Origin of the sequence: Olsenella kribbiana (assembly GCF_036408795.1) — a bacterium.
In the GTDB taxonomy this organism is placed as follows: domain Bacteria; phylum Actinomycetota; class Coriobacteriia; order Coriobacteriales; family Atopobiaceae; genus Olsenella_L; species Olsenella_L kribbiana.
On the sequence record NZ_JAZGJP010000001.1, the window covers coordinates 200948 to 227776 of the forward strand.

The following is a 26829-nucleotide window of genomic DNA, read 5'->3' on the forward strand; positions in this document are numbered from 1 at the left end:
CATCCCGGCACCACGAGGCTTTCTCAGCTCTCCAGACGGTAAGGCTCGAAAGTGCCTGCAAGGCGCTCAGGAACCTTGGCAGTGGCTCTAAGCCCGCCTTCGTGGTATTCCTCATGAAGTATCTGGCATCTCTCATGGAGCATGCTCATGAGGATGCCCTTTTCATACGGCACTTCCACCGTCATCGTTATATCGCCCTTTGCAGCTTCCTGTGCGATGCGGAAGAGCAGGCCGCGAAGTCCCTTGCCATCGAGTGCCGAGATGAAGACAGCATCCGGATGCATTGCCTCGAGCTGGCGCAGAGCCTCCTCAGGCACAAGGTCGCTCTTGTTATAGACAACGACGCTTCTGATCTTGTCGGCACCGATCTCTTTCAGGATGCTGTCGACGACCGAGAGTTCCTTCTCCGCATGCGGGTCCGAAATATCGACGACCTTGAGTATCAGGTCGGCGTTGATAGCCTCGGAGAGTGTCGACTTGAATGATTCCACCAGCAGGGTCGGAAGCTTCTGGATGAAGCCGACGGTATCCGTGATAGTGATCTTTCGGCCTTCTTCAAGCTCGATGGCACGTGTTGTCGGATCCAGCGTCGCGAAGAGCTCGTCCTTCGCATATACCGAAGATCCGGTAAGCTTGTTGAGTATGGTCGATTTGCCTGCATTCGTATAGCCGACGAGGGCGACCCTCCAGACACCGGATTCCCAGCGTGCCTTCGACTGGGTATGGCGCTGGGAGGAGAGCTCCTTCAGCTCCTGCGTGAGGAAGCTGATGCGCTTCCTGACAAGACGGCGGTCCACCTCGAGCTGGCTCTCGCCCTGGCCGAACCTGGAACCGATGCCACCTCTCGTCTGCTCGCCGACAAGGTGGCTCCACATGCCTCTCAGACGCGGCAGCAGGTAGTTTGCCTGGGCCAGCTGAACCTGGAGACGTCCTTCCTTCGTCGTTGCATGGGCAGCGAAGATATCGAGAATGAGGGCGGTACGGTCGATGACCTTCACATGGAAGCCGACAATCTTCTCGAGATTTGACTGCTGTGACGGAGAGAGCTCGTCGTCGAATACGACGACATCCGCGTCGAGAGAGCGCGCAAGGTCCCTGAGCTCCTCAGCCTTGCCAGAACCCAGATAGGTGCGCGCCACAGGAACCTCGAGACGCTGTGCAAGCGTGGCGACAACCTCTCCCCCATCTGTCTCGACCAGGCGCCCCAGCTCAGCCAGCGACTCGTCGAGAGACCATTCGCCGGTCCCAGTATCGACACCGACAAGAATCGCGCGATCCGGTTCGAGCTTTGTCGGCTGCGCCTTGAATCGGGGCATCAGAGCATCTCCTTCTCCATGATCATATCTGCAGCGCCGTTCGTGTCCATCTGGTCCAGATCGAGCCATTTCACGCGGCCATCGCGCTTGAACCAGGAGAGCTGCCGCTTTGCATAGCGGCGAGTGCGCTTCTTGATCTCTTCGGTCGCTTCGGGAAGCGTGCAGGAGCCTTCGAGGCAGTCCACGATCTCCTTGTAGCCGATGGCCTGCATCGCGGTAAGCGTGTCTCTGAACCCAGCAGCGACAAGACCTTCCACCTCATCCACGAGGCCGTCTTGAAGCATCTGGTCCACGCGTACTGAGATCCTCCTGTAGAGCCGCTCGCGATCCATGGCTATGCCCCAGATCGAAGCGTCATACCATGGTGCCCGTTCATGGAGGCCAGCGTGCTGCACGGCGTAGCTCTTTCCCTCATCGAGGAGCTCAAGCGCCCTGATGACACGTCTCACATTGTTCGGGTGTATGAGTTCGGCAGAAGCAGGGTCCCGGCTCTCGAGGAGTGCATATACGGCCTCGCTGCCCTCGTCTTCAGCCATCTTCTCATAGCGCTTGCGCGTCTCGGACGACGTATCGCCCTTCGGGAAGACCATATCGTCTATCGTGGCATCAAGGTAGAGTCCCGTACCACCGCAGAGGATGGGGAGCTTTCCTTCCGAGCAGAGGCTATCGATGCAGCTGCGCGCTTCCTCCTGGAAGAGCTGCGCAGAATAGGCATCGCCAATATCTGCGACATCGACCATAAGGAGCGGACGCCTGCGTTCCGATACCGGTGTCTTTGCTGTGCCGATATCCATGCCGCGATAGACCTGCATCGCATCGACAGAGATGACGGAGGTTGCAAGACGGCATGCCAGCTCATCTGCAAGCGCACTCTTGCCCGATGCAGTAGGGCCGACGATGCAGAGGACACGGTCGCCTTTCACCGGGGATCGCCTGTCTGCATGCCTTCGAGATACCAGGACTTCGCTTCATCGACCTTCACATCGACGAGCTTGCCGACGAGGTCTTCTGCCTTCTGGCCTTCGCGCAGCGGGAAGTGGACGGTCTGAAGCTTGCGGCTGTGGCCGACAAGCATCTCGTCATTCCTCTTGGAGGGACCCTCGACAAGCACTTCGGAGACCGTACCAAGATCGCGCTGGTTTGATGCGTAGGAGAGGTCCTCGACGAGGCGTGCCAGCCTGTCGAAGCGCTCCTGGATGACCTCGTGAGGCGTCGTATCTTCGATCTTCGCTGCAGGAGTTCCCGGACGCTTCGAGTAGATGAAGGTATAGGCCGCATCGAAGGCTGCCTCGCGGACGAGCGAAAGCGTATCCTCGAAGTCCTCTTCTGTCTCTCCCGGGAAGCCGACGATAAGGTCGGTCGTGAGAGCAAGGTCCGGCATGGCAGAGCGCAGGCGTCCGACAAGGTCGAGATACTGCTCTCTCGTATAGCGCCTGTTCATGGCCTTCAGGACTCTCGTAGAGCCGCTCTGGACAGCAAGATGGAGCTGGGGCATCACATTGGGCGTCTCTGCCATGGCGGCAATGACATCGTCTGTGAGGTCCATGGGATTCGAAGACGTGAAGCGGATGCGGTCGACACCGGTCTCTCCTACCTTGCGGAGAAGCTCTGCGAACCGGGGCTTCCCGTAGATGTTCGTGCCGTAGGAGTTCACGTTCTGGCCCAGAAGCGTGATTTCGCGCACGCCGTCAGCGACAAGCCCGCTGCATTCGAGGAGGATGGACTCCATCGTGCGCGAGCGCTCGCGTCCACGGACATACGGCACGATGCAGTAGGTGCAGAAGTTGTTGCACCCCGTCATGATCGGCACCCAGGCGTGATAGCGGAGCTCTCGATGGCTCGGAAGCTCGGTCGAGAAATGCTCGGTGTCTTCCTTCGTATCGACGAGCACCTTGTGCTTCTTCTCCGAGTAGGCCTCGACAAGAAGCTCAGGCAGCGATGCCAAGGCGCCGGTGCCGAAGACGACATCGACACTTGGTATGTTCTTCTTGAGCTCTGCGCCTGCACGCTGAGCTACGCAGCCACCGACGGCCACGATGCGTTTGCCAGAAGGCGGAAGCGCAGCCCCTGCTGCATTCGCTGCAGTGCCATAGAGCCTCGTATCGGCTCCTTCACGCACTGAGCACGTCATGAATACGACGATATCTGCCTCTTCGACGGTACCGACCTCGAGGCAGCCACACGAATCAAGCAGGCCCGCCACCCGCTCAGCATCGTGGAAGTTCATCTGGCACCCGAACGTCTTTACATAGTAGGTCTTTCCTGCCAACTGCGGGTAATGCTGCATGCTATGAAACCGTCCTCGTATCAGTAGGGGCTGTCTGTGAAAGTGTCTGCGGCGTCAGCTTGTGGACGTAGATTGCAATGCGGATTGCCGTCCTGTTCTCGCCGCAGATCTCGATATCGGAGAAGGTGGGAGCGCAGGAGATGTCGACTCCTGTCGGTATGAGAAATCCGCGGGCGATGGCAACAGCCTTGATGGCCTGGTTCACCGCACCTGCACCGACGCACTGCACATTCACGGGCACGCCGTCCTTCACCATGCCGGCAATGGCGCCCGCGACCGATGCGGGGGAAGATTTGCTCGAAACCTTGAGGAAGTCCATACCTGCTCCTGGAAGTTCGCTCTATCTTGTGCCCCTCATTCTCGGGACACACTGCATATGGTCTTGCCATATACCACTTCGTACATCTTATACTTTACGGCCTAGTCATCCTCGGCAAATTCGAACGTACAGGAAAGCCGGCCTGAAGAAACACGGACCTCGGGCGGTGCTGCAAGCTCGATATAGTAGCGATCCTCCAGATACTGGAAATCGCGCGCCAGCATGCCACGGAACTTGTCGAGATCCTCCTTCGAGATCTTGATACTTCGGGCATCCTTCTCGAGGTCCACTTTCCGGGGACTGCGGCGTGCTGAAACCTTCTTGCCTCTGAGATACGCATAGGCGCCCTGCGCCGGCGCAATCTCGCCAGAAAGAATCCTTTGCGCGGTCCTCTCGGAGATTTCGAGGCCGAGAGCTGAGGCAATATCGGCAAGCTCCTCAGCGTCAGGCGCGAGCCGGAGCTGGAGCAGAAGCGGCATGTCGCAGATCTTCATCTGGAGGATGCGTTCGCGTACAGCGCGCGGAATGCGGACATGTCTGCGTGCTGCCGCTATGGTCTCTGCAGGAGAGCCTATATAGACCTCGCAGGCGCCCTTGTCCTCGAGCGCAAACTCGCAGGAGCAGCGCAGGAGGTTATGCGGGCCGCGGACAATCTTGATTGCTCCGTCTTCGTCCCGCTCGCACTCGGGCCAGGACGACTGGTCTGCCTTTTCGGGAATCTTTGCCGTATCGAAGGAAACCTGGATCGAGGTGCCCTTGCCTGGATCTGATGCAACGACATGGGATGCTTCGGCGTTCTGCCTTATCGAGAAGAGCGCCATGCCCCTTCCATGCACGCCCCAAGCGTCCATATGCATCGTATCGAGCTTCGAGGTGACACGGGCATCGAAGATCCGTTCCTGCATGTCGTGAGGGATTCCTCCGCCATCATCCACAACCGTGAGCGTCCGCGTGCCTTCGGTCTTCTGGAGCGCAAAGAGAATCGTATGGGCTCCGGCATCGCGGGCATTCCGCAGAAGCTCTATTGCTGCATCTTCGACAGAACGGATATCATGCTTCGCCTGACGACGCTCGGCTTCGTCCACCCGAAGGCGGACGAAGCCGTCACCGTAGCTCTCTTCGACGCGAAGCGAAGCTGCATGTCCCGTCTTTGCAATGAAGGCGGCAAGGCTCTCAGCGTCTGTGCCCATTGCCTACTTTGCCGTATCCACTGCGCGTGATTCGCGTATGACGACGACGCGGACCTGGCCAGGATATTCCATCTCGTCCTCGATCTGCTTCGCGATATCGTGTGCAAGCACCGTTGCCTGGGCATCGGAGATCTTCTCGGGCTCGACCATCACATGGAGCTCGCGGCCTGCCTGCATCGCGTAGGTGCGTTCGACGCCCTCATGGGCATTGGCGATCTCCTCGAGCTTCTCGAGGCGCTTGATGTAGTTCTCGGCAGACTCGCGGCGGGCACCCGGACGTGCAGCGGAGATGGCATCGGCTGCCTGGACAAGCACATCGAGGACTGTATCCGGCTCGACATCTGCGTGGTGTGCCTCGATAGCGTGGACGATCTCCGGCTTCTCGCCGTAGCGGCGGGCAAGGTCTGCACCGATGACGGCATGCGGACCTTCCACCTCATGGTCGATGGCCTTGCCGATGTCATGCAGGAGTCCTGCACGCTTTGCCGGTGCCTCGTCCATGCCGAGCTCGGAAGCCATGATTCCGCAGAGCGTCGCGACCTGGACGGAGTGCGAAAGGACATTCTGGCCATAGGACGTGCGGTAGCGAAGGGCACCCAAGGTCTTGATGAGTTCAGGATGCAGGTCGTGGATACCCATATCGAAGGCAGCCTGCTCGCCAGCCTCGCGGACGCGCTCGTTCACGAGGGTCTCGGCCTTCTTGTACATGTCCTCGATGCGGGCAGGATGGATGCGTCCGTCTGCGATGAGGTTCTCGAGCGTGACGCGTGCCGTCTCTCGGCGGACCGGATCAAAGCTCGAGAGCACGACGGTCTCAGGCGTATCGTCGATGACAAGGGAGACGCCGGTTACCTGCTCGAAGGTGCGGATGTTCCTGCCCTCGCGGCCAATGATGCGGCCCTTAAGGTCGTCAGACGGAATATGGACGGACGTGACCGTGATCTCGCCTGCCTGGTCGGCAGCACAGCGCTGGATGGCCGTTGAGACGATCTCGCGTGCCGTCTTGTCGGCCTTGGCACGGACGCGCTGCTCGGACTCGCGCAGGATCTGTGCCTCCTCGCGCACGCTCTGCTGGCGGATCTTGCCGATGAGCTCGTCGTGGGCCTCGTCGCTCGAGAGGCCAGCAATGCGCTCGAGCTCGGTTGTCGTCTTCTCTTCCATCTTGTCGAGATCGGACTTCCTGCGGTCGAGCTGGCCCTGATAGCTCTGGAGCTGGTGCTCGCGGCGGTCGAGGGAGTCGTTCCTCTTGTCGAGGGACTCCTCGCGCTGGACGAGACGGTTCTCGAGCGTATGGATCTCGTTCTTGCGCTGCTCCTCCTCATTGAGGGAAGCCTGTCGCATCTGCATGATCTTCTCTTTGGCTTCGATCAGGGCCTCGCGCTTCGCGCTCTCGGCTGCGCTCTTGGCATCGGCAGTGATCTTCTCTGCCTGGGTGCGGGCATCGCCGAGCTGCTTCTCTGCCTCGGCCTTTGCATCATCGACCTGTCGGCGTGCTTCCTGCACCTTCGTGCTGCTCTGCCTTGTCACGGCGAAATAGCAGACGAGGGCACCCACCGCCAGACATGCAATCGCAACTAGTACTGTCATGGTGACTCCTCAGTCGTTCATCTTCTCATCAGCGGAGTCCGCACATGCGGGCCCCTCCCACCTGAGGTGTCACTGCCGGCAGCAGGGAAGACTGCCAGAACGCACATACCATTGTTATATGGACAACGTCTTGCGGAGCTTGCCGAAGGCGTGAATCACCAAAGCTGGTAATTCAATCGTATGTTCGACATCTGATACTGTCAAATGTTCGTAAGGTCACAAGCTCTTCTTTTTTTGTGGATGGCAGCTCAGATATCTTCTGAGCCGCGCCTCTCGGCAAGCGCCTGCTTTGCGGCACGCGTCGCGAGCTCGAAGCTGTAGCCTCTGCCTGCAAGATAGCGTACAAGCTTCTGGTACTCGTTGCCAGAAGAGACGTGCTTCCTGCGCGCAAACGCAAGGGCGCGCTCAGCCTCGTCCTCGTCGCCTGCCGCCTCGCTCCAGCCGATGTCCTCGCCGAGTGCAACGCCGCGCCGCGCCAGCTCGAGCTCAATCTTGCGCCTTCCCCATCCCGCACGGATCTTCTGCTCGCAGAAGCGCTTCGCGTATCTCCTGTCATCTACGAGGTGCTTCTTCTGGGCAATCGCAAGGGCAGAGTCGATGGCAGGACGTCCGTAGCCCCGCTCGGCCAGGCGCTCTGTGAGCTCCGATACCGTGCAGTCGCGCCTGTTCAGGGTCTCGGCCGTCTTCTGCCAGGCGCACTGCTCCTCGATCTGGCCCTCGGCTTCAAGGAGCTCGTCTGCCGACATATAGCCAGAGCTCCTGTCAGCCTCAGCCTTCTTGAGGGCACGGGCGACTTCGACAGGAATCTTCCTCTTTCCCATGCCATCGGCTTCAAGCGTCGCCTGCGGCCGCCTGCGGTCGAAGGAGGATGCCTTCTTCTCGGGCATCGTGCAGGACCAGCTGAATGCCTCTGCTTCGGTTGCCATCTCGCCTATTCCTCGTCAGACGGCTTCTTGCCAGCGTCCACGACAGGCTCGCCGACACGTTCGTCTCCCAGCACGAGGCCGCAGGCAACGCGTACCTTGTGGTCGATTTCCTGGGAAAGATCGGGGTTCTCGCGCAGGAACTCCTTGGCAGCCTCGCGTCCCTGTCCCAAGCGCTCCCCCTCATAGGTGAACCAGGCACCGGACTTGTCGACGATACCGTAATCGACACCCATGTCGAGGATGGAGCCTTCCTTCGAGATGCCCGTGCCATACATGATGTCGAACTCGGCCTGCTTGAAGGGAGCTGCGACCTTGTTCTTGACGACCTTGACGCGCACACGGTTGCCGACGACCTCGCCGTTCTGCTTGATGGAGTCGATGCGGCGGATATCCATGCGGACCGATGCGAAGAACTTGAGCGCACGGCCGCCTGGCGTCGTCTCGGGGTTGCCGAACATGACGCCGATCTTCTCGCGAAGCTGGTTGATGAAGATGCAGGTCGTGTTCGACTTGGCAAGCGATCCGGCAAGCTTTCGGAGCGCCTGGCTCATGAGACGTGCCTGCGCGCCGACCGTCGTCTCGCCAATCTCGCCCTCGATTTCGGCACGGGGCACGAGCGCTGCGACAGAGTCGACGACCACGACGTCTATGGCGCCGGAGCGCACGAGCATGTCGCAGATCTCGAGCGCCTGCTCGCCGGTATCCGGCTGCGAGATGAGCACCTCATCGATATCGACACCGATGCGTGCTGCATAGCCCGGATCCAGGGCGTGCTCGGCGTCGATGAAGGCGACAACACCGCCCATGGCCTGGGCCTCAGCGAGAATCTCGAGCGAGAGCGTCGTCTTGCCCGAAGACTCGGGACCGTAGATCTCTACGATACGTCCGCGTGGCACGCCGCCGATGCCGAGCGCCGCGTCGAGCGCCAGAGATCCTGTCGGAATCGCCTCGATATCGAGATTCTGCGCACCGTCGCCGTACTTCATGATGGAACCCTTGCCGAACTTCTTCTCGATCTCGGCGGTCGTCGCTTCCACCATCTTGTCGCGCTCTTCGCCGTACATCTTCTGATGGACTTCACGTGTCACGGTCTTCTTAGCCATTGCTACTCCTTGCTCTGTGCCAGCCTCTGCCATGCTAGACGAACAATCGTTCGCCGTCAATCGTCTTTGTCCAGCATACAGGAACTGCCTGACAGCCTTCGCATGCCGGGAAGGCAGGTTTCTGGCACGAATCTTCCATGAGCAGAAAGCCGGCCGGAGACCTTGGCCCCCAGCCGGCTTCATCTTCGATCAGAGCGATTCGAGCCCCTCGGCGAGAAGGCCCAAGGCAATCCGTACTGCCTTCAGGCGTACGGTCTTGCGGTCGCCTGAAAGGAGGTGCATCTCGCTTCTCGTGAATCCGCCGCAGGAGAGCCCGAACCAGACCGTGCCGACAGGCTTTCCCGGCTCCTCGCCGCCAGGGCCTGCGATGCCCGTCACCGACACAGCGACATCGGTCAGAAGGACGCGCCTGGCGCCTTCTGCCATGGCCTCAGCACACTCGGAGGAGACAGCACCGACACCAGGAGCATCGAGGATGCCATCAGACACGCCGAGCACGGCGTGCTTTACGGGAATCGCATAGCTCGTGATGCCGCCCTTCACGACAGCGGACGAGCCAGGCACTGCCGTGAGCGCACCTGTCACAAGGCCGCCTGTGCAGGACTCGGCCGTTCCGACCGTGAGGCCTTTCCTGTGTCCGAAATCGAGCACGCGCTCTGCTGCCTTGTAGAGCTCCTGATCGTCTGGAACCTCGATATCGCCTTGATCTCCCTGCATGATCTATCCCTCCGTAATGTAGCTCCAAGATTTCACGAGATAGTCCACACCGGACCAGATGGTGAGGATCGTCGCCGCAACGAGTATCCACCAGCTGAGGCCGTAGAGCACCGTCTGGAAGAGGCCCGCTCCGAAGGAGCGCGCCAGAAGCATGACGCAGATGCCCACCATTGTCGTGGCGGTCTTCGCCTTGCCGAGATTGCTTGCGGCAATCACGACCCCCTTGGCTGCAACGACCATGCGCAGGCCCGATACAAGCAGCTCGCGCACGATGACAACAAGCAGCATGAAGGGTCCCATGGAACCCTCCATGAGGAGATAGACAAGGGCAAAGATCACGACGAGCTTGTCGGCAATCGGATCGAGGAACTTGCCGAATGTCGTGACCTCGTTTCTCGAGCGCGCGAGATACCCATCGAGTTTGTCTGTTCCCGATATCACGATGTAGAAGAGCGCGATGCCGAAGGCGGGCACCGAGAAGCTGCTTGTGGCAGCTGGTAGCTGTGCTGCGAGGATGAACCACACCGGAATGAGGACGATACGGATGCAGGTGACGATGTTTGCGGGTGTCCAGAGCTTCTTCGACGATGCTGCCACGTCACTCGCTCCCCAGGAGCTCGCCGACGAGCTCGTAGCAGAAGCTGTCCACGAGCTTCACGCGCACGATATCGCCGACAGATGCCTCGCCGCTCTCGATATGCACCGCGCCATCGGAATCAGGCGCCTGGAACCAGGCATGTCCGATGAGCTCGGGGCCGTTGTCGCCTTCCTCGATGCCGTCGACGATCACATCGACCGTCTCGCCGATATGCTTGGCCGTTGCAGAGAAGCCCATCTCCTCGGCGAGGTCGATGAGGCGCTGGGTGCGCTCCATCTTCACATCTTCGGGGACCTGGTCCTCCATCTCGGCAGCGCGGGTGCCTTCCTCGGGCGAGTAGGCAAAGACCGAGGTGTAGTCGAACTCCTCATCCTTCAGGAAATCGAGAAGCTCCTCTGCCTCCTCGTCGGTCTCTCCCGGGAAACCTGCCATACCGGTCGTCCTGAGCACCATGCCAGGAATCTCGCGGCGGAGCCTGGCGAAGAGCTCGCGGAGCTCAGGCTCTGAGCCGGAGCGGCCCATGCGTGCCAGGATCCTCTCGGAGCAGTGCTGGATGGGGATATCGATATAGGGAAGCACTTCAGGCGTATCGCGAATCGTCGCGATGAGCTCGTCGGTCATGCCCTCTGGCTGAAGATAGAGCACGCGGATCCAGCCATGATAGGGACGCACAGCCTCTGCAACCTGGCGAAGGAGCCAGGCAAGCGTCTTCTTGTCTTCGAAGTCGGAGCCCCAGATGCCGGTGTCCTGGCCGATGAGCACGACCTCACGGACACCGCCCTCCATAAGGTGCCTCACCTCTTCGAGAATCTCCTCGACCGGACGCGAATGGTAGCGGCCGCGGATATAAGGAATGGCGCAGAACGCGCAGAAGCGGTCGCACCCTTCAGAGATCTTCACATAGGCGCTTGCGCCCTCGATCGTACGGAGCGCCCCGGCGTCGATGGCAGGACCCTCCTTGGGCACTTCGCGACCGAGGACCTTCGACACGACCGAGACGATGCCGTCCTCCTCGTCAGCCTTCACGAAGGCCGAGACCTCCGGAAGCTCTTCGGGAAGCTCTGCACCATAGCGGGACGGCACGCAGCCACACATGACGATGGGAAGGCCACGGACGCCTTCGTCTGTCGCTTCCTCGGCAAGCTGGAGCGTTGTCTCGATCGACTCGGACGTCGCCGAAGCGAGGAACGAGCACGTATTGATCAGTGCCAGATCGGCGTCTGCCACCTCATGGGTCTCCGCATACCCAGCACGTCCGAGAAGCGAGCGCATGCGGTCGGTATCGACCTCGTTCTTTGCGCAGCCGAGCGTGATATAGAGGATGCGGGGATCTTCGGTGCTAGCGGTAGTTGACATATTGGAGCGGCTGTCCATATTCCTGCTCTCTGAGATAGGCGATGGTGGCCTGCAGCGCATCACGCGAGGCGGAGCTCACGCGGAGCTTGTCGCCTTCGACGGTCGCCTTGACCTTCTGCTTGGTGCCTCGGATATCCTTGGCAATGCGCTTTGCCGTGTCCTGGTCGATGCCCTGGACAAGGGTAGCGCACTTCTTCACGGTTGCTCCTGCTGCCGGCACGGCCTCCTGCCACTTGATGGCAGAAAGATCGATGCCGCGCTTTGCAGCCTTCGAATTCATGATGTCGGCAACCTGGCCAGCGACGAACTCGGACGGTGCACTGATGGTGATGGTGCCGTCCTTCTTCGAGTACTCGATCGAAGAGCCGGTGCCCTTGAGGTCATAGCGCTGCGAAAGCTCCTTCTGAGCCTGCTGGAAGGCGTTGTCGACCTCCATGAGATCGACTTCGGAAACGATATCGAAGCTCGATTCCTTTGCCATGTTCCCTCCTTAAGCCTTGCTGGTCGTGGTGGAGGCGCTCTTCGTGCTCGTAGCCGAAGCGCCGTTCGTAGTGGCAGACGTGCTGCCCGTGCTGGTCGTGCCGTTCGTCGAGCTGGACGTGCCGGACTGTGTGGAGTCGGTCGATGTGCTCGAGGAATCCGTACCCTTCGAATCCTTGCTCGCATCGGTCGATGTTCCATCGGTCGTGGTCGTCTGCGTCTGCGGCACCTTGATCGTTATGGTACCAAGACCCGAAGTCTTCGCATCGAAGCTCTGGTTCTCGCCGTTCTTCGTGACCGTCACTGCAGACGTATCTCCGACCTGGATGCTCATCGACTGCTTCGGCTCGTAGGTCTGCGTCCAGGGACCCGTCACGGACTCGGCGACGACGCTCTTGCCGTCGACGACGATCTCAACCCAGGAGACGCTGCTGTCGGTGACCGTCACGACGACTTCCGTCTTCTCCGGCGTCGTCGTGGTGCTCGAAGACGTGCCGTCAGACTTCGTGCTCGTCGTCTGGGCAGAGGTATTCGAAGAGGAGCTCTTCGTCCCGGAAGCATCAGAGCTCGATGAGGTCGAGCTCTGCGAGCTCGTAGTGTCAGCTGTGGAAACCGGTACCGAGGAGCTTGCTGCCGAGCTGCTCTCCCCTGCTGCCATATTCACGCAGGAGCTCACCGACATCACGATGATGATCGTCAGAAGGATTGCGACGAGTATGCCAAGGCCGATCACCATGTTCTCGTTCGAGAGGAACGACTTCGGACGCTGGGGATGGCGTCCAGGCTGCGGACGCCTCCTGTCCACATTCGGACGCTGGACGTTCGCGATGTTCCTCGACGACACGCGGCCACGGACAGAGTTTGCTGCCTCATAGGGAGAGGTCGTCTGTCCGTACTTCATATCGTCGGTGTAGCCCCGCTCGACAGGGCGCGTCTCTATGCGCTGGCCCTGCCTCCCGAAGCGCTCTGTCCCATCGATGTAGGGATTTCGCTGCTGCGAAGGATAGCCCTGCTGCGGCACACGCTGCGAATAAGGCTGTCCCTGCGATGGACGTCCATATCCTCCCTGCGGAGCAGCGCTCCTGCTCCTCGCAGCGGCACCCGAGCGCTCACGGCTGCTGCGGTCCGAATAGCTTGAGCGCACCTGCTCGCGGGAGCGTCTTCGCCTTTCATTGTTTCCGTGCTCGTACACGTATAGGTCCTCATTGAATTGACGTACGACTGCAGAATCATCAAGTCCAAGATAGCGCGCATAGGAGGCAAGCATCCCCTGCGTATAGCCATTGCTCGGAATGGACGCAAAATCGCCTTCCTCGAATGCCTGGAGTATTTGCTCCTTCATGCGCAGGTCGCGGGCTGCCTTGCCGAGCGTGATGCCCAGCTGCCTGCGGCGTTCAAGAAGTATAGCGCTATAGCGTGCTGCCATTGCTATACGACCTCCCGGTACTTTTCCTCAGCTATCCTGAGCTCTTCGAGGCCTGCCTCGTCGAGCAGGACTTCGCGCGGCTTCGAGCCATCAGGCGGCCCGACGATGCCCTTTGCCTCGAGCATGTCCATGATCCTTCCGGCACGGGCATAGCCGACCTTGAGGCGGCGCTGGAGGCCAGATGTGGAGCCGAGCTGCGAATCCACGACAATCTGCGCTGCCTCCCAGACGAGCGGGTCGTCGTCCTCAGGCCCCTGCGAGCCGCTCGACTCTCCAGGAAGAGCTCCCGGAGCGACAGCGGAAAGAATCTCGTCGTGCATGTCGCTCTCGAAGTGGTCCTTCACGAAGGCGACGACGGATTCAATCTCATCGTCCGAAACATAGCAGCCAAGCGCACGCTTCGGCTTCCTGCCGCGGAGACGGTAGAGCATGTCGCCGGAGCCGAGCAGGCGCTCTGCTCCCGTCGCATCGAGGATGATGCGGGAGTTCACGGACGAGTCGACAGAGAGCGCGACGCGGTTGTCGATGTTCGCCTTGATGAGGCCTGTCACGACATCGGCCGAAGGCCTCTGCGTTGCGACAATCAGATGTATGCCCGCAGCGCGGCCGAGCTGAGCGATACGGACAATCGAGGCTTCGACATCCTTGCGGGCGACCATCATGAGGTCAGAGAGCTCGTCGATCACGATCACGAAGTACGGCATGTGCTCGGGCGGATGCTCCATGTCAGCCCACTTGTCGCCGTCGATATTCGCATTGAATGTCTTGATGTCGCGGACCTTGTAGTGCTCGAAGACCTTGAGTCTGCGCTCCATCTCGGAGACGCCCCACTGGAGCGCTCCTGCAGCCTGGTGCGGATCGGTCACGACCGGAACATAGAGATGTGGCAGGCCATTGTAGCCCGTGAACTCGACGCGTTTCGGGTCGATCATGATCATGCGGACCTGCTGGGGCGTCGCCCTCATGAGCATCGAGACGATGATCGTGTTCAGAAGGACCGACTTGCCCGAGCCGGTCGTACCAGCAACAAGCAGGTGCGGAAGCTTTGCGATATCGACCGTGATCGGCTTTCCTTCCGTATCGCGGCCGAAGGCGACCTCGAGCGGGCTCTTGCTCTTTGCATACGGCAGGACATCGCCCAGGCACACGCTCTGCCTCTCATGGTTCGGAATCTCGATGCCGACAAGCGAGGTGCCGGGAATCGGCGCGAAGATGCGGACCGAGGTAGCGGCAAGCGAGAGCGCGATATCGTCTTCGAGGTTCGTGATGCGGCTCACACGCTCGCCCTCGCCCATGGAGATCTGGAACGTCGTGACGATAGGGCCAGAGACCCACCCCGTGACCTTGGCCGTGAGGCCGAACTCCTCAAGCGTGCTCTGGAGCTTCTCTGCCGTGGACCTGAGCTCTTCCTGCGAGCTCATGGACTGGGCAGAATCAGGATTCGATTCAAGAAGGGAAAGCGGCGGAAGCTCTCCGGGCTCGGCTGAGGAAGCTGCCGCAGTCTGGGCGGGAGCTGACGCATCCTTCTTCTGGATCTGTGTCTTCTTGCCCTCGGCACGCGCCGCTGCCTTCTTCAGGAAGTCAGGCACTGCCTCATGCGCAGGTGCTGCTGCAGGTGCAGGGGCTGCTGCCTGCGCTGCAGGCTCATCCTCATCGGGCGTCTCGTTTGCTGCATCGGAGGAATCCTCGATATCGGCAGCGGGCTGCACATGCTTGAGCGAAAGACGCGGATGGCGCCTCTTCTGTGCCTTCTCCGTCTTGCTGTCTGCATTCTCTTCTGCATCGACAGGCTTCTCGGTCTCCACCGGAGCCTTATTGCGGTTCCTCTTGAGCACGGTCGTCTTGCGGTCGCCGATATAGGTCGTCTTGCCGTCACCCAAAGGATCGAAGAGCGTCGTCGGCGCGGTGCCATCAGGATCCTGTGCATCGGCAAAGAGCTCGTCGAGATCTGCAACAGATGCCGGAGCAGCCTCCGCCTTCTGGGCACGGGACATTTCGCGGCTCTGCTTCAGGGCGGACATCTTCTCCTGCATCTCGGACTTCAGCTTCGTGAGCGAAAGGCCGCAGACAAGGGCGCCCGTGACAATGAGGCCCACGAGCACGACATTGGAAACGATGCGTCCGACAAGGACGAGGAGCACCCAGGCAAGCGCTCCGCCGAGAAGGCCTCCTGCCCTCTCCATATAGGCAGGGTCGAGCACCTGCTGAGGTGCTGATTCAGGAACGCCGGCATTCACGGAGATCAGGGCGAGGACGGCAAGCACGATGAGGCCAAGGCCCACTGCCACGCGCTTCGAGCCCAGGATCGAGCGGTCCATGAAATGCGTCGCAGCAAAAAGCGCAATGGCGAGCGGACAGAGTATGGCACCAACGCCGAAGAGCAGCGACAGCGCACGTCCGAGAAGCGTCGTCACGACGGCAGAGGTCGGCGTGACGAGCGCTACGATCATCGCGACGGCAAGCACGATCAGCAGCACGGCGAGGATGTCCTGCTTGACAGAGGGCTCTATCACAGGCGCTGCACGATGCTGCACCTGCGGCTTCTGGGCCCTGGCAATATTCTTCTGTGCTGCTGTCTTGCTCTTTGCTGCCAACCTACACCTCCAGCACGACCGGAATCACCATCGGCCGCGTGTGCGTCTTGTTCCAGAGATAGTTCGAAAGGCCGTTCCTTGCCGCCTTGCGCATGGCATCGACCGTTGCCGTATCGGCAATCTTCATGACTGCCGTGCGTACGGAATCGACCGCGCCATCGGAGAGCTCCACATCGTTTGCCGAAGAGAAGCCACGGCTCGAAAGCTCGATATCGGCGACCTTGTGCGTGCGGCTCGAGATCGTGACGACGCAGGTGACGATGCCATCAGTTGCCAGGCGCTTGCGGTCGCGCAGCACGACAGGATCGGCATCGGACACAGAGCCGCCGTCGACGTAGACGACACCGGAATCGACCGAAGGGCCACGGCGGACCTTGTGGCGGCGCATCTCGAGCGTATCGCCGTTGTCGACGACGAAGATGTGGTCGTCGTCCATGCCCATGTCGCGGGCAAGCTGAGCGTGTGCCCTCAGGTGCACTGCCTCGCCGTGCACCGGCATGAAGTACTTCGGGTGCACCATAGCGAGCATGAGCTTGAGCTCCTCCTGGGAACCATGGCCGGAGACATGCACGAGCGTGTTGCTCTTGTCGTAGATGTAGCAGCCGAGCTTCGAGAGCGAGTTGATGACGCCCTGGACGCTCTTCTCGTTGCCAGGGACCGGCGTTGCAGAGATGATGACGGTATCGCCCTTGTGGATCGAGAGCGACTTGTGCTCGCCGTTTGCCATCCTCGAGAGTGCCGAGAGCGGCTCGCCCTGGGAGCCTGTGCACATGACGACGATTTTGTCGTCAGGGATGTTCTCGACGTCGTAGGCATCGATGATGTTCTCGTCTGCGATCCTGAGGTAGCCAAGCTCGCGTGCGATGGCCGTGTTCGTCACCATGGACCTGCCGGTCACGACGACCTTGCGGCCGACAGCCGTCGCAGCGTCGCAGATCTGCTGGAGACGGTGGATGTGGCTCGAGAACGAGGCGACAAAGACGCGGCCCGGCGCATTCTTGATGATGTGGCGAAGAGCGGGGCCGACGGCTGCCTCAGAAGGGGTGAAGCCGGGCCTTGTCGCATTCGTCGAATCGGAGAGCAGAAGGTCTACGCCCATGGAGGCGAAGCGGTTGATGGCGGCGTAGTCGGGACGCACGCCGTCGATCGGCGTCTGATCGAGCTTGAAGTCGCCCGTGTGCATGACGGTGCCGGCAGGCGTCTTGATGTAGACGCCGAGAGATGCCGGAATCGAGTGCGTCATCGAGAAGAAGCTCACCGTGAAGGCGCCGAGCTCGATCTTCGTGCCATCGGTCACCTCGCGGAAGTCCGGGTTCTTGAGACGATGCTCTTCGAGCTTGCCCTCGATGAGCTTCAGGGTGAGCTTGCTCGAGAAGATGGGCACGCGGTGTGTGAGGTCCATGATGAGGTACGGAAGCGCGCCGGTGTGGTCCTCATGGCCGTGGGTCACGATGATGCCACGGAGCTTGTCCTCGTTCTCGAGGACATAGGTATAGTCGGGAAGCACGAGGTCGACGCCCGGCATATCGTCATCCGGGAACATGATGCCGGCATCGACGAGGATCATATCGTCGCCGTATTCGAATGCCGTCATGTTCTTTCCGATGCCATCGAGGCCTCCGAGAGGAATGACTTTGAGAGGTATGGATTCAGTTCTTGCCATATATCTGCCTGCTCCTTCCATGTAGCGATGTGATGCAGATCATTTCATGCAGCCAGCTGCGTCGATTCTGCCAGGCTGCATTCCCATGCTGATAGCGTGCGGCCAAAGGGCCGGCACAAGGCTTTCTATGATAGTACCCGAGCAGGCAGTGCCAAACGACGCTACCAGCAAAGCGCCATGATTATTCTTGAGAACAAGGGCGGGAACCCCGAAGAGCTCCCGCCCATGCTGGATGGAACTTTGATTCTGGCTTGCTTCAGGCCTTATGCGTCGTGGTGGCGACGGGGCTGGCGTCCACGGGGAGCATCGCCCTCATTGGACTGTGCCCTGCGGCCGCCATTGTCGCCCGGACGGCGCGTGTGGCGCGTCCTGTGCTCGTCGTGCTCGCCGTTCTCGCGGCCCTTGCCGGAGCCTTGAGGTGCCTCAGGCTTGTCGAGGCGATCGAGGCTGATCTTGCCCTTCTCGTCGACCTCGAGGACCTTGACCTTGACCTCGTCGCCGATGTTCAGGACATCCTCGACCTTGTCGACACGGCCCTTTGCGACACGGGAGATGTGGAGCAGGCCGTCCTTGCCCGGAAGGAGCTCGACGAAGGCGCCGAACGGCTGGATGCCGACGACACGGCCGGTGTACTCCTCGCCGACCTCGGGGACCTTCACGATAGCCTTGATGCGCTCGGCCGCTGCATCTCCTGCACCATTGATGCCGGAGATGAAGACAGTGCCGTCCTCCTGGACGTCGACGGTGGCTCCCGTCTCCTCCTGGATGCCACGGATGACCTTGCCGCCAGAGCCGATGACATCGCGGATCTTGTCGGTCGGAATGTGGAGGCTGATGATCTGCGGAGCCGTCGGCTTCGTGTGCTCGCGCGGTGCAGGGATGGCATCGAGCATCGCATCGAGGATGAACATGCGGCCCTCGTGTGCCTGCATGAGTGCAGCGCGCAGGATCTCAGGCGTGAGTCCCGTAGCCTTGTTGTCCATCTGCATGGCCGTAATGCCCTTGGTCGTGCCCGTGACCTTGAAGTCCATGTCGCCGAGGAAGTCCTCGAGGCCCTGGATGTCGGTCAGGACGACGGTCTTGCCTTCCTCCTGGATGAGGCCCATGGCAACGCCGGAGACCGGACGCTTGATGGGGACGCCTGCATCCATGAGGGCAAGGGTGGAACCGCACGTCGATGCCATCGACGAGGAGCCATTGGACTCCATGACCTCGGAGACGACGCGGATCGTGTACGGGAATTCCTCCTCGGAGGGGATCACCGGCAGAAGGGCGCGCTCGGCAAGGTTGCCGTGGCCGATCTCGCGGCGCTTCGGGCTGCCCATGCGGCCCGTCTCGCCCGTGCAGAACGGCGGGAAGTTGTAGTGGTGGATGTAGCGCTTGCCCTCGACCGGCTCGATCGTGTCAAGGCGCTGCCACTCGTTGAGCATGCCAAGCGTGCAGACCGAGAGGACCTGGGTCTGTCCACGCTGGAAGAGGCCGGAGCCATGGACGCGCGGCAGATAGTCCGGCTTCACCATGAGTGGCCTGACCTCGGTGGCCTTGCGGCCATCGACACGCTCGCCGGTCTCGACGACCATGCGGCGCATTGCATGCTTCTCGAGGCTCTTGAGCTCGACCGGAATGGCACGGCTCCAGGTCTCCTGCTCTTCGTCGGTGAACTCTGCCGTGATCTTGGCCTTGAGGTCCTCGACCTTGTCGATGCGGGAGAGCTTGTCCGGATCCTTGAGGGCTGCGCTCATCTCGTCGTAGTGCGCGAAGATGCGGTCGTGCACCTCAGGGATGGGCTCGTCGAGGATGTAGTCATGCTTCGGGAACGGGCCGTTGGCCTCCTGGACCTTCTGGAAGAAGATCTTCTCCTGCTCGCAGAAGGCAGCGATGGCCTCCTGGCCGAATGCCATGGCTGCGAGCATGTCGTCCTCGGAGATCTCCTGAGCGCCAGCCTCGAGCATGGAGATGAACGTGGCGGAACCGCCGAGCTCGAGGTCGAGGTCGCTCGTCTTGCGCTCCTCGTACGTCGGGTTCACGAGCCACTCGCCCGTCTCGGTGTTGCGGCCGATCCTCACGCAGGCAAGCGGACCCTCAAACGGCACGCCGCCGACGGTGAGGGCAGCAGATGCTGCCATGACGCAGATGGTGTCGACCGGGTTGATCTGGTCTGCGACGAGCGTCGTCGCGACGATCTGGACCTCGTTCCTGAAGCCATCCGGGAAGGACGGGCGCAGAGGACGGTCGATCATGCGGGCTGTGAGGGTTGCCTTCTCGCTCGGACGCGCCTCGCGCTTGAGGTAGCCGCCCGGGATGCGGCCCACGGCGTACATCTTCTCAATGAAATCGACCGTCAGCGGGAAGAAGTCGTAGTCCTTGCGCTCCTTGGAGACGACCGCCGTCAGAAGGACGGTGGAATCCCCAGCCTTCACGAGGCAGGAACCGGTAGCCTGCTTCGCGAGCTCGCCTGTCTCGAGCGTGTAGTGCTTGCCGTACAGGTCGAATTCATGGGTTACTTTCATTTTTCCCCTTATCTCCGTCTGCCCCATTGCAGACGGGCCGTCTTGCATGCATCTCTGCATGCGGCATCCCCGCTTCTCGGGGATGCATATGAAAGAAGAGGACGCCTCGATGGCGCCCTCTTCCAATGACCCACTTACTGGATGTTGTCGCGGATGCCCAGGCTCTTGATGAGGCTACGGTACTCTTCGATGTCCTGTGCCTTGATGTAGCCAAGCAGACGACGACGCTTGCCGACGAGCATCAGCAGGCCGCGGCGGGTGTGGAAGTCCTTCTGATGGGACTTCATGTGCTCGGTCAGGCCCTTGATACGCTCGGTGAGGAGAGCGACCTGGACGGCGGCGGAGCCGGAGTCCTTCTCGTTCTTGCCGTACTGAGCCATGAGCTCGGCCTTGCGCTCCTTGGTAACTGCCATGTGTGGAACCACCTTTCATGAGATTCGCCCTGAACTGGGTTCGCCGTCTGGCATGAACGTGCGACCAGGTACAGGGTACGTACAACGAGAAGTACTTTACCACAGGGAAAGGCGTGAGCGTCCAAGAACCTCGAGCCGCATGCGAACTCACAGGCTCCGCACAAGCAGACGCCGCACGTCCTAGAGCCCGCGCCAGAACTCCCATGCCTTGAGGCGGCAGTCGAGATGGGTCTGCCCCCATTCATGGGCAAGCATCAGAAGAAGGCGGGCGGTCGCTGCATCGATTGGAGCGTCCTTCAGCTCCTTGAAGGTCGCCGCCAGAAGCGCCCGCATCCAGGCGAAATCGTTCTCTGTGAGCTCATGCGCCCCAGCAACCTCGCGGGCACAGGATGCACAGAGCGCACCTCCTGCAGCCGCAGAGAAGAGCGTCGGATGCGGGTCTCCGCAGGCGATGCAGGACTCAAGCTCCGGCTTCCACCCTTCATGTGCAAGCACCTTGAAGGCATAGGCAGAGACCAGCACTATCTGGTGCGGTTCATCCGCTCCTTCGAGCGAGGAAAGCAGGGCCGACAGGATCTTGAAGAGGAAGGGGTCCGGCATGTCCTCGTAGGAGCTCTTCTCGGCAAGCTCTGCTGCCGCCGATGCGGCGCTCAGGCTGTCGAGATCTTCCCTGAGCGGTGCATGGGCACTGACCAGCGAGGCTTCCGAGACGATTGGAAGAGGTCCTCTTCCGGCAGAGAGCAGAAGGTCCGACTCGCAGAGGATGTCGCAGCGCGATGCAAAGCGGCCGCCGGGCTTTCTGGCACCCTTCGCGACCGCCCGCCTCTTCTGGCCATCCTCCCCGATCATCGTGAGGATGAGGTCCTGCTCCTTGAGCTTTACCGTATCGAGCACGATTGCCTTCGTGTGGAGCGTGCGGCGCACTGCTACTCGTCCGCCTCGAGTCCGAGCTCGCGGATCTCGTTCGCATCGCGGCGCCACTCGGGCTGGACGCGGACCTTGAGATCGAGATAGGCCTTAGCGCCGAAGAGGCGCTCGATGTCCTTGCGGGCTGCCGTGCCGATCTTCTTGATCATGGAGCCGCGGCGCCCGATAAGGATGGCCTTCTGTCCCTCGCGTTCGACGAGGATCGTCGCCGTGACGGAGAGCTGGTCGCGCTTCGGCCATGAGATGTCTTCGACCTTCACAGCCACCGAGTGCGGCACCTCCTGGCGGCAGTTCAGGAGCACCTTCTCGCGGATGAACTCGCCGACGAGGTCTTCGTCCGTCATGTCCGTATCCATGCCTTCGGGGAACCAGCGCGGACCATATGGCAGGTGTGCGCTCACTATATCGATGAAGGAATCAACATTGAAGCCTTCGCGGGCAGATACGACAAGCTCGTCATCGAAGGGGGCAAGGGCACGGGCCGCTTCGAGCTGCTGCTGCACGGTCTCGGGCTCTGCCTTGTCTGCCTTTGTTATCACGAGCAGCTTGAAGGGAGCCTTCGAGGCCGCGACATGCTTTGCGACCCACTCGTCTCCCCTGCCGACCGGACGCGTCGCATCGATCAGGAAGGCCACGACATCCACATCGGCAAGCTCTGCCAGGGCGACCTTGTTGAGCTCCTTGCCGAGGGCATCCTTCGGCTTGTGGAGGCCCGGGGTATCGACGACGACGAGCTGGCAGCCGGGGCGGTCGATGACAGCACGCATGCGCTTCCTCGTCGTCTGGGCGACAGGAGAGGTGATAGCGATCTTCTCGCCCATGCAGGCATTGAGAAGCGTCGACTTGCCGACAGACGGCCTGCCGACTAGGGCGACAAAGCCGCTCCTGAAGTCAGAATCCTCCTCGCCTTTCGCCGGAGCTGCTGCGGCCCCGAACTTCTCCATCATTGCACGCTCTTCCTCATCGAGGTCGAGCCCGTCTTCATCCATCTCGTTCATGGGCACCTTCTTCTAGGTCAGGAGGGCATTCAGGAATACGATCGCGCCGACAATAGCGACGATCACGGAGAGCACATAGACCGCTGCGGCCGCGATATCCTTCGCGTGTCCTGCAAGCGGATGGTATTCAGGAGAGACGAGGTCGACGACCGTCTCGATAGCGGTGTTCATGAGCTCGGCAGAGATCACGCAGGCACAGCACAGAAGCACGATGGCCCAGGAAAGAGGATCGAGGCCTACGATGAAGCCGCAGACGATGACAAGAGCGCCTGCCGCAAGCATGACCTTGATGTTGCGCTCGGTCCTGAGCGTGAAGCGGAATCCCTGCATGGCGAAGAGGAAGCTCCGGCGGAAGGTCGGATGGTTTCCCTTCTGTCCGGGGATCATGCATCCTCCCGGTGCCTTGTAAGTATCACATGGCCCAGGTTCTCGTCGGTCGCGACCTTCTGGAGAAGCTCGTCCTCGCGGGCCTCCATGACCTCAGCCTCGTCGTCTGCGATATGGTCATAGCCCAGAAGATGGAGCATGCCATGCACGAAGAGGAGCCGCGTCTCATCGGCTGCGGTCGTGCCGAGCTCTTCTGCCTGGCGTTCGATATAGGCAGGGGCAAGCACGATGTCGCCGAGCTCGCAGGGCTCCCCGTCAGCCAGATCGGGGTCGTCTGGACGCTCGCATTCGAGCGAGAGCACGTCGGTCGCACGGTCCTTGCCGCGCCACTCGAGGTTGAGCTCATGCATCCTGTCATCGTCGACCACAGAGACCGACACGAGGCAGGGACGCGTCACCCCTTCCTCATCGAGCACGAGCGCAGCAATCCGCTCCATCTCGTCTTCCGCGATGGCAGGGGTCGTGCCTTCCTCCACATCGATGTCAACCTCATGCTCCATGGGGACCATCCTTCCTGGCTGCCTTGTCATAGGCTTCGATGATGCGTGCAACGAGCGAGTGCCTGACCACATCGGCACGGCCAAGATCGCAGAAGGCGATGCCCGGTATGCCGGAAAGTATCTGGCGGGCCGATTCCATGCCGCTTGGACCCTTGAGGTCGCGCTGGGTGCTGTCGCCGGTGACGACGAAGCGTGAATGGAATCCGAGACGGGTCAGGAACATCTTCATCTGGACCGGCGTCGTGTTCTGCGCCTCGTCCAATATCACATAGGCATTCGAGAACGTGCGCCCGCGCATGAAGGCAAGCGGTGCCACCTCGATCGTCCCCTGCTCGACAAGCGAGAGCGTCGTCTCCTGGCCAATGAGGTCGAAGAGTGCATCGTAGAGGGGCCGCACATAGGGATCGATCTTCTCTTCGAGCGTGCCGGGAAGATAGCCCAGAGACTCCCCTGCCTCGACGACCGGACGGGTGAGCACGATGCGCTCCACCTCATGTCTTCTGAGTGCAGCCACTGCCAGCGCTACCGCGAGATAGGTCTTGCCTGTGCCAGCAGGCCCCGCTGCAAACGTGATCTCATGCGTGCGCGCTGCCTCGACATAGCGCTTCTGGCCCTCGGTCTTCGGCTTGACGGCGATGCCTTTCCAGCTCAAGAGGATGGCATCGCGCTCGCGCAGGAGCGGCGCGCCCTTCTCTGCCACCGCCGCAAGCGCCAGGTCCACATCGGTCTCGTTCGGAACCTCTCCCGCCTCGGCAAGCTGGATGAGCTGTGTGAAGACAGCCGTGAGGTCGTGGATCTCCTCAGGGTCGCCTTCGATGGAGACGACATTGCCGCGCACCGTGATGATTGCATCAGTGGCAGCTTCGATACGCCTGAGCAGGCTGTCGGCAGGCCCCATGAGAAGCGCTGCATCGACAGAATCAGGTATGGTCAGACGGACGTGTGTGGGCTCCATGCTCCTCCTTGCTGGTTCATCTCAAAGGATAGCGCGACTCTCGCCGAGAGCAAAGAGCGCGATATTCCTAGAGATGTTCGGCAACGACATGTCCCCGCTCATCGGAAGAGGCAATCCTCATGCGCTCGAGCGTATCCACAGGAAGCGCGGGGTCGACCTCTGCCTCGAAGAGGCCGCCTGTGACGCCTCTGCCCTTTGCCTGGACAAGCACGAGCTCTTCCTCGCCGACAAGGCGCTTCGCCTCAGCTGCGCGCATCTGGGCCGCCAGGTCATGCATGCGCTTTGCACGCTCTGCCATGATGTGGGGATCGACCTGGTCGGGCGCCTCTGCGGCGGGCGTGCCGGGACGCTTCGAATAGCGGAAGATGTGCATCTTGGCGAACTGCATGCGCCGGCAGAATTCGAGCGACTCCTCGAACTCTTCATCCGTCTCGCCCGGGAAGCCGACAATGAGGTCGCAGCCCAGCGCCAGATGGGGAATCTTCGCCTTCGCAGCTCTGACAGCATTCTCATAGAGCGCCGTATCGTACTTCCTGCCCATACGGGAAAGCACGGAGTCCGATCCTGACTGGAGGCAGATATGAAGGAAGGGGGCAATCCGGTCAGGATGCGCAGCCATCACATCGATGAGACGCTCGTCCACATCAGGCGGCTCGATCGAGGAGAGACGGATCCTGCCAACCGCGGTCTTCTCGAGGATTGCTTCCAGAAGCTCCGGCAGGCGGAGCTCTGCCCCCTCTTCCACGACATGGTACTGGCCCAGGTTGATGCCCGTGAGCACGACTTCCTTGGCGCCCATGGCAAGGGTCTTCTCGACCTCTGCGATGACCTGGCCAAGCGGCACGGAACGCCCGGTGCCACGCGCCTTCCAGACGATGCAGAACGTGCAGCGGTTGTCACAGCCATCCTGCACCTTGATGCCAGGACGGGTCCTTCCGGTAGGCGTCGGGGCAGCACCCGTGCAGGGCAGCGCATCGGTTGCCGTCTCCGGAAGCTTTGCAAGCACATGAGACGGCACCTCGGCCTTGAGCGGCACGACCTCGAGCGTATCGCCGAGCTCTGAGAGCTCGTCAGCAAAGAGGCTTGCCGCGCAGCCTGTCGCCACGACATAGGGCTTGTTCGGCAGGTTCATGGTATGGCGGAGGGTATGGCGGGTCTTCGCTTCGGCCTCGCCTGTGACGGCACAGGTGTTCACGACGACCGCATCGGCCTCTTCAGGCGTGCCTATCTGGCAGCCTGCCTCCTCGAGCGCAAGCGCAATCGTATCCGTCTCGACCCTGTTCACGCGGCAGCCCAGATTGATGAAGGCTACCACCGGTGCTTTCTCGCTCATCTACCGCCTTCCGAACGGATGCTTGCGGTGGCCTTCCTTTGCCTTGTGGCTCTCATGCGCCCGCTCCTTGGCATCCGCCTTCGCGCTCTTCGCCTGCCTCCGCTCGAGGATGCTCCTGAGTGCCTCTTCATCCTCTTCGGTAAGGTCGTCAGGCACGGTCACACGCACGACGACGACAAGCGAGCCTCTTGCCTGGCTTCCCTGGCGCGGCATGCCGTAGCGCGGGATGCGGATCTGCTGGCCATACTGGCAGCCAGAAGGAACATCGACTTCGACCTTCTCGTCTGGAAGGATGCCGCCGATCTCCATCGTGCAGCCAAGCATTGCAGAGATTGCGTCGACATCCTCGGTGCAGTAGAGGTCGTCACCCTGGCGCTGGAAGCGCTCGCTGTCTTCGATATCGATGCTCACGACGAGGTTGCCGCCTGGAGCGCCGCGGAGTCCTGCCTCGCCCTTGTCCTTGATCGTCACGGTCTGGCCCGCATGGATGCCTGCCGGAATCTCGATCTTCACGCTCTCATGCGAAGGCGTCCTGCCCTGCCCCGAGCAGGTCTCGCAGGGGTGGTCGATGACCTGACCCGTGCCGCCGCACTCAGGGCAGACCGTCGTCGACTGCATCTGTCCCAGAATCGTGCGCTGCACGGTCGTGACGTGTCCGGTGCCATGGCACTTCGGGCAGGTCGTGGTCTTGCCGCCTTCGGCAGCGCCGGTGCCGTTGCAGTCGTCGCAGGGTGCGAGCCTCTCGTAGGAGATGGTCTTCGTGCAGCCTTTGGCAGCCTCTTCGAGCGTGATATGGAGCGTGATGCCCATATCGCGGCCGCGCGAGCGCTGCTCGCGGCGGGCCTGGCCGCCACGGCCCTGGCCGCCGAAGAACGAGCTGAAGATATCGTCCATGCCGAAGCCATTGAAGACGTCCGACATGTCCACGTAGTCGGATCCGAAGCCAGAAGGCCCGTCAGGCGTGCCATAGCGGTCATAGTTCGCGCGCTTTGTCTCGTCAGACAGGATGGTGTAGGCCTCGTTGACTTCCTTGAAGCGTGCTTCGGCATCCGGTGCCTTGTTCACGTCTGGATGCAGCTCGCGCGCCTTCTTCAGGAATGCACGCTTGATGGTACGGGCGTCAGCATCATGCTCGACCCCGAGAATCTCGTAGTAATCCTTGTTCGAACTCACACTCACCATACTCCCACAGCACAAAGCGAGGGGCGCGCTTGCGCCCCTCTGTAACTACCATGCAAGGTGTA

24 protein-coding genes are annotated in these 26829 nt (G+C 61.1%); all 24 read right to left on the reverse strand.

Annotated elements, in window-relative coordinates:
* Positions 1–23: 23 nt before the first annotated feature.
* The 24 genes from hflX to dnaJ all read right to left on the reverse strand — a co-directional run bounded on the left by hflX (position 24) and on the right by dnaJ (position 26758).
* Entirely contained in the window at positions 24–1316 is a 1293-nt protein-coding gene (gene hflX, locus VXJ24_RS00935) for a GTPase HflX (protein ID WP_330971044.1), read from the reverse strand.
* Positions 1316–2239: a tRNA (adenosine(37)-N6)-dimethylallyltransferase MiaA gene (gene miaA, locus VXJ24_RS00940; RefSeq protein ID WP_330971045.1), complete on the reverse strand. Its 924-nt coding sequence runs from the start codon at positions 2237–2239 to the stop codon at positions 1316–1318. Before miaA ends, hflX begins: the two co-directional genes overlap by 1 nt.
* Positions 2236–3603 carry a tRNA (N6-isopentenyl adenosine(37)-C2)-methylthiotransferase MiaB gene (miaB, locus tag VXJ24_RS00945; RefSeq protein WP_330971046.1) on the reverse strand — a complete coding sequence of 456 codons (1368 nt, stop codon included), beginning with the start codon at positions 3601–3603 and terminating at the stop codon, positions 2236–2238. The genes miaA and miaB overlap by 4 nt, the downstream gene beginning before the upstream one ends.
* A 1-nt stretch (position 3604) precedes the next feature.
* Complete coding sequence (locus VXJ24_RS00950; protein ID WP_330971047.1) at positions 3605–3922, reverse strand: stage V sporulation protein S; 318 nt, start codon at positions 3920–3922, stop codon at positions 3605–3607.
* Positions 3923–4023: 101 nt separating this feature from the next.
* Positions 4024–5112, reverse strand: a complete 1089-nt coding sequence (locus VXJ24_RS00955) for an ATP-binding protein (RefSeq protein ID WP_330971048.1) — start codon at positions 5110–5112, stop codon at positions 4024–4026.
* A 3-nt stretch (positions 5113–5115) separates the two neighbouring features.
* On the reverse strand, positions 5116–6699 hold the full coding sequence (gene rny / locus VXJ24_RS00960) for a ribonuclease Y (RefSeq protein WP_330971049.1): 1584 nt from the start codon (positions 6697–6699) through the stop codon (positions 5116–5118).
* Positions 6700–6947: 248 nt separating this feature from the next.
* Positions 6948–7625, reverse strand: a complete 678-nt coding sequence (locus VXJ24_RS00965) for a regulatory protein RecX (RefSeq protein WP_330971050.1) — start codon at positions 7623–7625, stop codon at positions 6948–6950.
* 5 nt (positions 7626–7630) lie between these two features.
* On the reverse strand, positions 7631–8728 hold the full coding sequence (recA, locus tag VXJ24_RS00970; RefSeq protein WP_330971051.1) for a recombinase RecA: 1098 nt from the start codon (positions 8726–8728) through the stop codon (positions 7631–7633).
* A 189-nt stretch (positions 8729–8917) separates the two neighbouring features.
* The gene (locus tag VXJ24_RS00975) at positions 8918–9445 is read right to left on the reverse strand and encodes a CinA family protein (RefSeq protein WP_330971052.1); all 528 of its coding nucleotides are present in this window, start codon (positions 9443–9445) and stop codon (positions 8918–8920) included.
* 3 nt (positions 9446–9448) lie between these two features.
* Complete coding sequence (pgsA, locus tag VXJ24_RS00980) at positions 9449–10042, reverse strand: CDP-diacylglycerol--glycerol-3-phosphate 3-phosphatidyltransferase (RefSeq protein ID WP_330971053.1); 594 nt, start codon at positions 10040–10042, stop codon at positions 9449–9451.
* 1 nt (position 10043) lies between these two features.
* Complete coding sequence (gene rimO / locus VXJ24_RS00985) at positions 10044–11399, reverse strand: 30S ribosomal protein S12 methylthiotransferase RimO (protein WP_330971054.1); 1356 nt, start codon at positions 11397–11399, stop codon at positions 10044–10046.
* Positions 11383–11880, reverse strand: a complete 498-nt coding sequence (locus VXJ24_RS00990) for a YajQ family cyclic di-GMP-binding protein (protein WP_330971055.1) — start codon at positions 11878–11880, stop codon at positions 11383–11385. The genes rimO and VXJ24_RS00990 overlap by 17 nt, the downstream gene beginning before the upstream one ends.
* A 9-nt stretch (positions 11881–11889) precedes the next feature.
* The gene (locus tag VXJ24_RS00995; RefSeq protein ID WP_330971056.1) at positions 11890–13305 is read right to left on the reverse strand and encodes a helix-turn-helix domain-containing protein; all 1416 of its coding nucleotides are present in this window, start codon (positions 13303–13305) and stop codon (positions 11890–11892) included.
* Positions 13306–13307: 2 nt separating this feature from the next.
* The gene (locus VXJ24_RS01000) at positions 13308–15755 is read right to left on the reverse strand and encodes an FtsK/SpoIIIE family DNA translocase (protein WP_430623803.1); all 2448 of its coding nucleotides are present in this window, start codon (positions 15753–15755) and stop codon (positions 13308–13310) included.
* A 145-nt stretch (positions 15756–15900) separates the two neighbouring features.
* On the reverse strand, positions 15901–17562 hold the full coding sequence (locus VXJ24_RS01005) for a ribonuclease J (RefSeq protein ID WP_330971058.1): 1662 nt from the start codon (positions 17560–17562) through the stop codon (positions 15901–15903).
* 263 nt (positions 17563–17825) lie between these two features.
* Positions 17826–20072, reverse strand: a complete 2247-nt coding sequence (locus VXJ24_RS01010) for a polyribonucleotide nucleotidyltransferase (protein ID WP_330971059.1) — start codon at positions 20070–20072, stop codon at positions 17826–17828.
* A gap of 134 nt (positions 20073–20206) precedes the next feature.
* Positions 20207–20485: a 30S ribosomal protein S15 gene (gene rpsO, locus VXJ24_RS01015; protein ID WP_330971060.1), complete on the reverse strand. Its 279-nt coding sequence runs from the start codon at positions 20483–20485 to the stop codon at positions 20207–20209.
* A 180-nt stretch (positions 20486–20665) separates the two neighbouring features.
* On the reverse strand, positions 20666–21409 hold the full coding sequence (recO, locus tag VXJ24_RS01020; protein ID WP_330971061.1) for a DNA repair protein RecO: 744 nt from the start codon (positions 21407–21409) through the stop codon (positions 20666–20668).
* A 2-nt stretch (positions 21410–21411) separates the two neighbouring features.
* On the reverse strand, positions 21412–22356 hold the full coding sequence (gene era, locus VXJ24_RS01025; protein WP_330971162.1) for a GTPase Era: 945 nt from the start codon (positions 22354–22356) through the stop codon (positions 21412–21414).
* Between the two features lie 66 nt (positions 22357–22422).
* Positions 22423–22797, reverse strand: coding sequence for a diacylglycerol kinase family protein (locus tag VXJ24_RS01030; protein ID WP_330971062.1), 375 nt, complete (start codon positions 22795–22797; stop codon positions 22423–22425).
* Positions 22794–23297 carry an rRNA maturation RNase YbeY gene (gene ybeY / locus VXJ24_RS01035; protein ID WP_330971063.1) on the reverse strand — a complete coding sequence of 168 codons (504 nt, stop codon included), beginning with the start codon at positions 23295–23297 and terminating at the stop codon, positions 22794–22796. Before ybeY ends, VXJ24_RS01030 begins: the two co-directional genes overlap by 4 nt.
* Positions 23287–24252 carry a PhoH family protein gene (locus VXJ24_RS01040; protein ID WP_330971064.1) on the reverse strand — a complete coding sequence of 322 codons (966 nt, stop codon included), beginning with the start codon at positions 24250–24252 and terminating at the stop codon, positions 23287–23289. Before VXJ24_RS01040 ends, ybeY begins: the two co-directional genes overlap by 11 nt.
* Positions 24253–24319: 67 nt before the next feature.
* Positions 24320–25585, reverse strand: coding sequence for a tRNA (N(6)-L-threonylcarbamoyladenosine(37)-C(2))-methylthiotransferase MtaB (gene mtaB, locus VXJ24_RS01045; protein WP_330971065.1), 1266 nt, complete (start codon positions 25583–25585; stop codon positions 24320–24322).
* Positions 25586–26758 carry a molecular chaperone DnaJ gene (gene dnaJ, locus VXJ24_RS01050; protein WP_330971066.1) on the reverse strand — a complete coding sequence of 391 codons (1173 nt, stop codon included), beginning with the start codon at positions 26756–26758 and terminating at the stop codon, positions 25586–25588.
* Positions 26759–26829 lie beyond the last annotated feature (71 nt).

Excerpts from the sequence above, each read along its gene's own strand:
- hflX (WP_330971044.1), bottom strand. The coding sequence starts at position 1,316 with ATGCCCCGATTCAAGGCGCAGCCGACAAAGCTCGAACCGGATCGCGCG.
- VXJ24_RS01030 (WP_330971062.1), bottom strand. The coding sequence starts at position 22,797 with ATGATCCCCGGACAGAAGGGAAACCATCCGACCTTCCGCCGGAGCTTC.
- VXJ24_RS00995 (WP_330971056.1), bottom strand. The coding sequence starts at position 13,305 with ATGGCAGCACGCTATAGCGCTATACTTCTTGAACGCCGCAGGCAGCTG.
- recA (WP_330971051.1), bottom strand. The coding sequence starts at position 8,728 with ATGGCTAAGAAGACCGTGACACGTGAAGTCCATCAGAAGATGTACGGC.
- rpsO (WP_330971060.1), bottom strand. The coding sequence starts at position 20,485 with ATGGCAGTTACCAAGGAGCGCAAGGCCGAGCTCATGGCTCAGTACGGC.
- ybeY (WP_330971063.1), bottom strand. The coding sequence starts at position 23,297 with ATGGAGCATGAGGTTGACATCGATGTGGAGGAAGGCACGACCCCTGCC.
- rimO (WP_330971054.1), bottom strand. The coding sequence starts at position 11,399 with ATGTCAACTACCGCTAGCACCGAAGATCCCCGCATCCTCTATATCACG.
- rny (WP_330971049.1), bottom strand. The coding sequence starts at position 6,699 with ATGACAGTACTAGTTGCGATTGCATGTCTGGCGGTGGGTGCCCTCGTC.
- VXJ24_RS00965 (WP_330971050.1), bottom strand. The coding sequence starts at position 7,625 with ATGGCAACCGAAGCAGAGGCATTCAGCTGGTCCTGCACGATGCCCGAG.
- VXJ24_RS00955 (WP_330971048.1), bottom strand. The coding sequence starts at position 5,112 with ATGGGCACAGACGCTGAGAGCCTTGCCGCCTTCATTGCAAAGACGGGA.
- VXJ24_RS00975 (WP_330971052.1), bottom strand. The coding sequence starts at position 9,445 with ATGCAGGGAGATCAAGGCGATATCGAGGTTCCAGACGATCAGGAGCTC.
- VXJ24_RS01010 (WP_330971059.1), bottom strand. The coding sequence starts at position 20,072 with ATGAAAGTAACCCATGAATTCGACCTGTACGGCAAGCACTACACGCTC.
- VXJ24_RS00990 (WP_330971055.1), bottom strand. The coding sequence starts at position 11,880 with ATGGCAAAGGAATCGAGCTTCGATATCGTTTCCGAAGTCGATCTCATG.
- VXJ24_RS01000 (WP_430623803.1), bottom strand. The coding sequence starts at position 15,755 with ATGATCGTAGCGCTCGTCACGCCGACCTCTGCCGTCGTGACGACGCTT.
- mtaB (WP_330971065.1), bottom strand. The coding sequence starts at position 25,585 with ATGAGCGAGAAAGCACCGGTGGTAGCCTTCATCAATCTGGGCTGCCGC.
- VXJ24_RS01005 (WP_330971058.1), bottom strand. The coding sequence starts at position 17,562 with ATGGCAAGAACTGAATCCATACCTCTCAAAGTCATTCCTCTCGGAGGC.
- era (WP_330971162.1), bottom strand. The coding sequence starts at position 22,356 with ATGGAGAAGTTCGGGGCCGCAGCAGCTCCGGCGAAAGGCGAGGAGGAT.
- VXJ24_RS00950 (WP_330971047.1), bottom strand. The coding sequence starts at position 3,922 with ATGGACTTCCTCAAGGTTTCGAGCAAATCTTCCCCCGCATCGGTCGCG.
- miaB (WP_330971046.1), bottom strand. The coding sequence starts at position 3,603 with ATGCAGCATTACCCGCAGTTGGCAGGAAAGACCTACTATGTAAAGACG.
- VXJ24_RS01040 (WP_330971064.1), bottom strand. The coding sequence starts at position 24,252 with ATGGAGCCCACACACGTCCGTCTGACCATACCTGATTCTGTCGATGCA.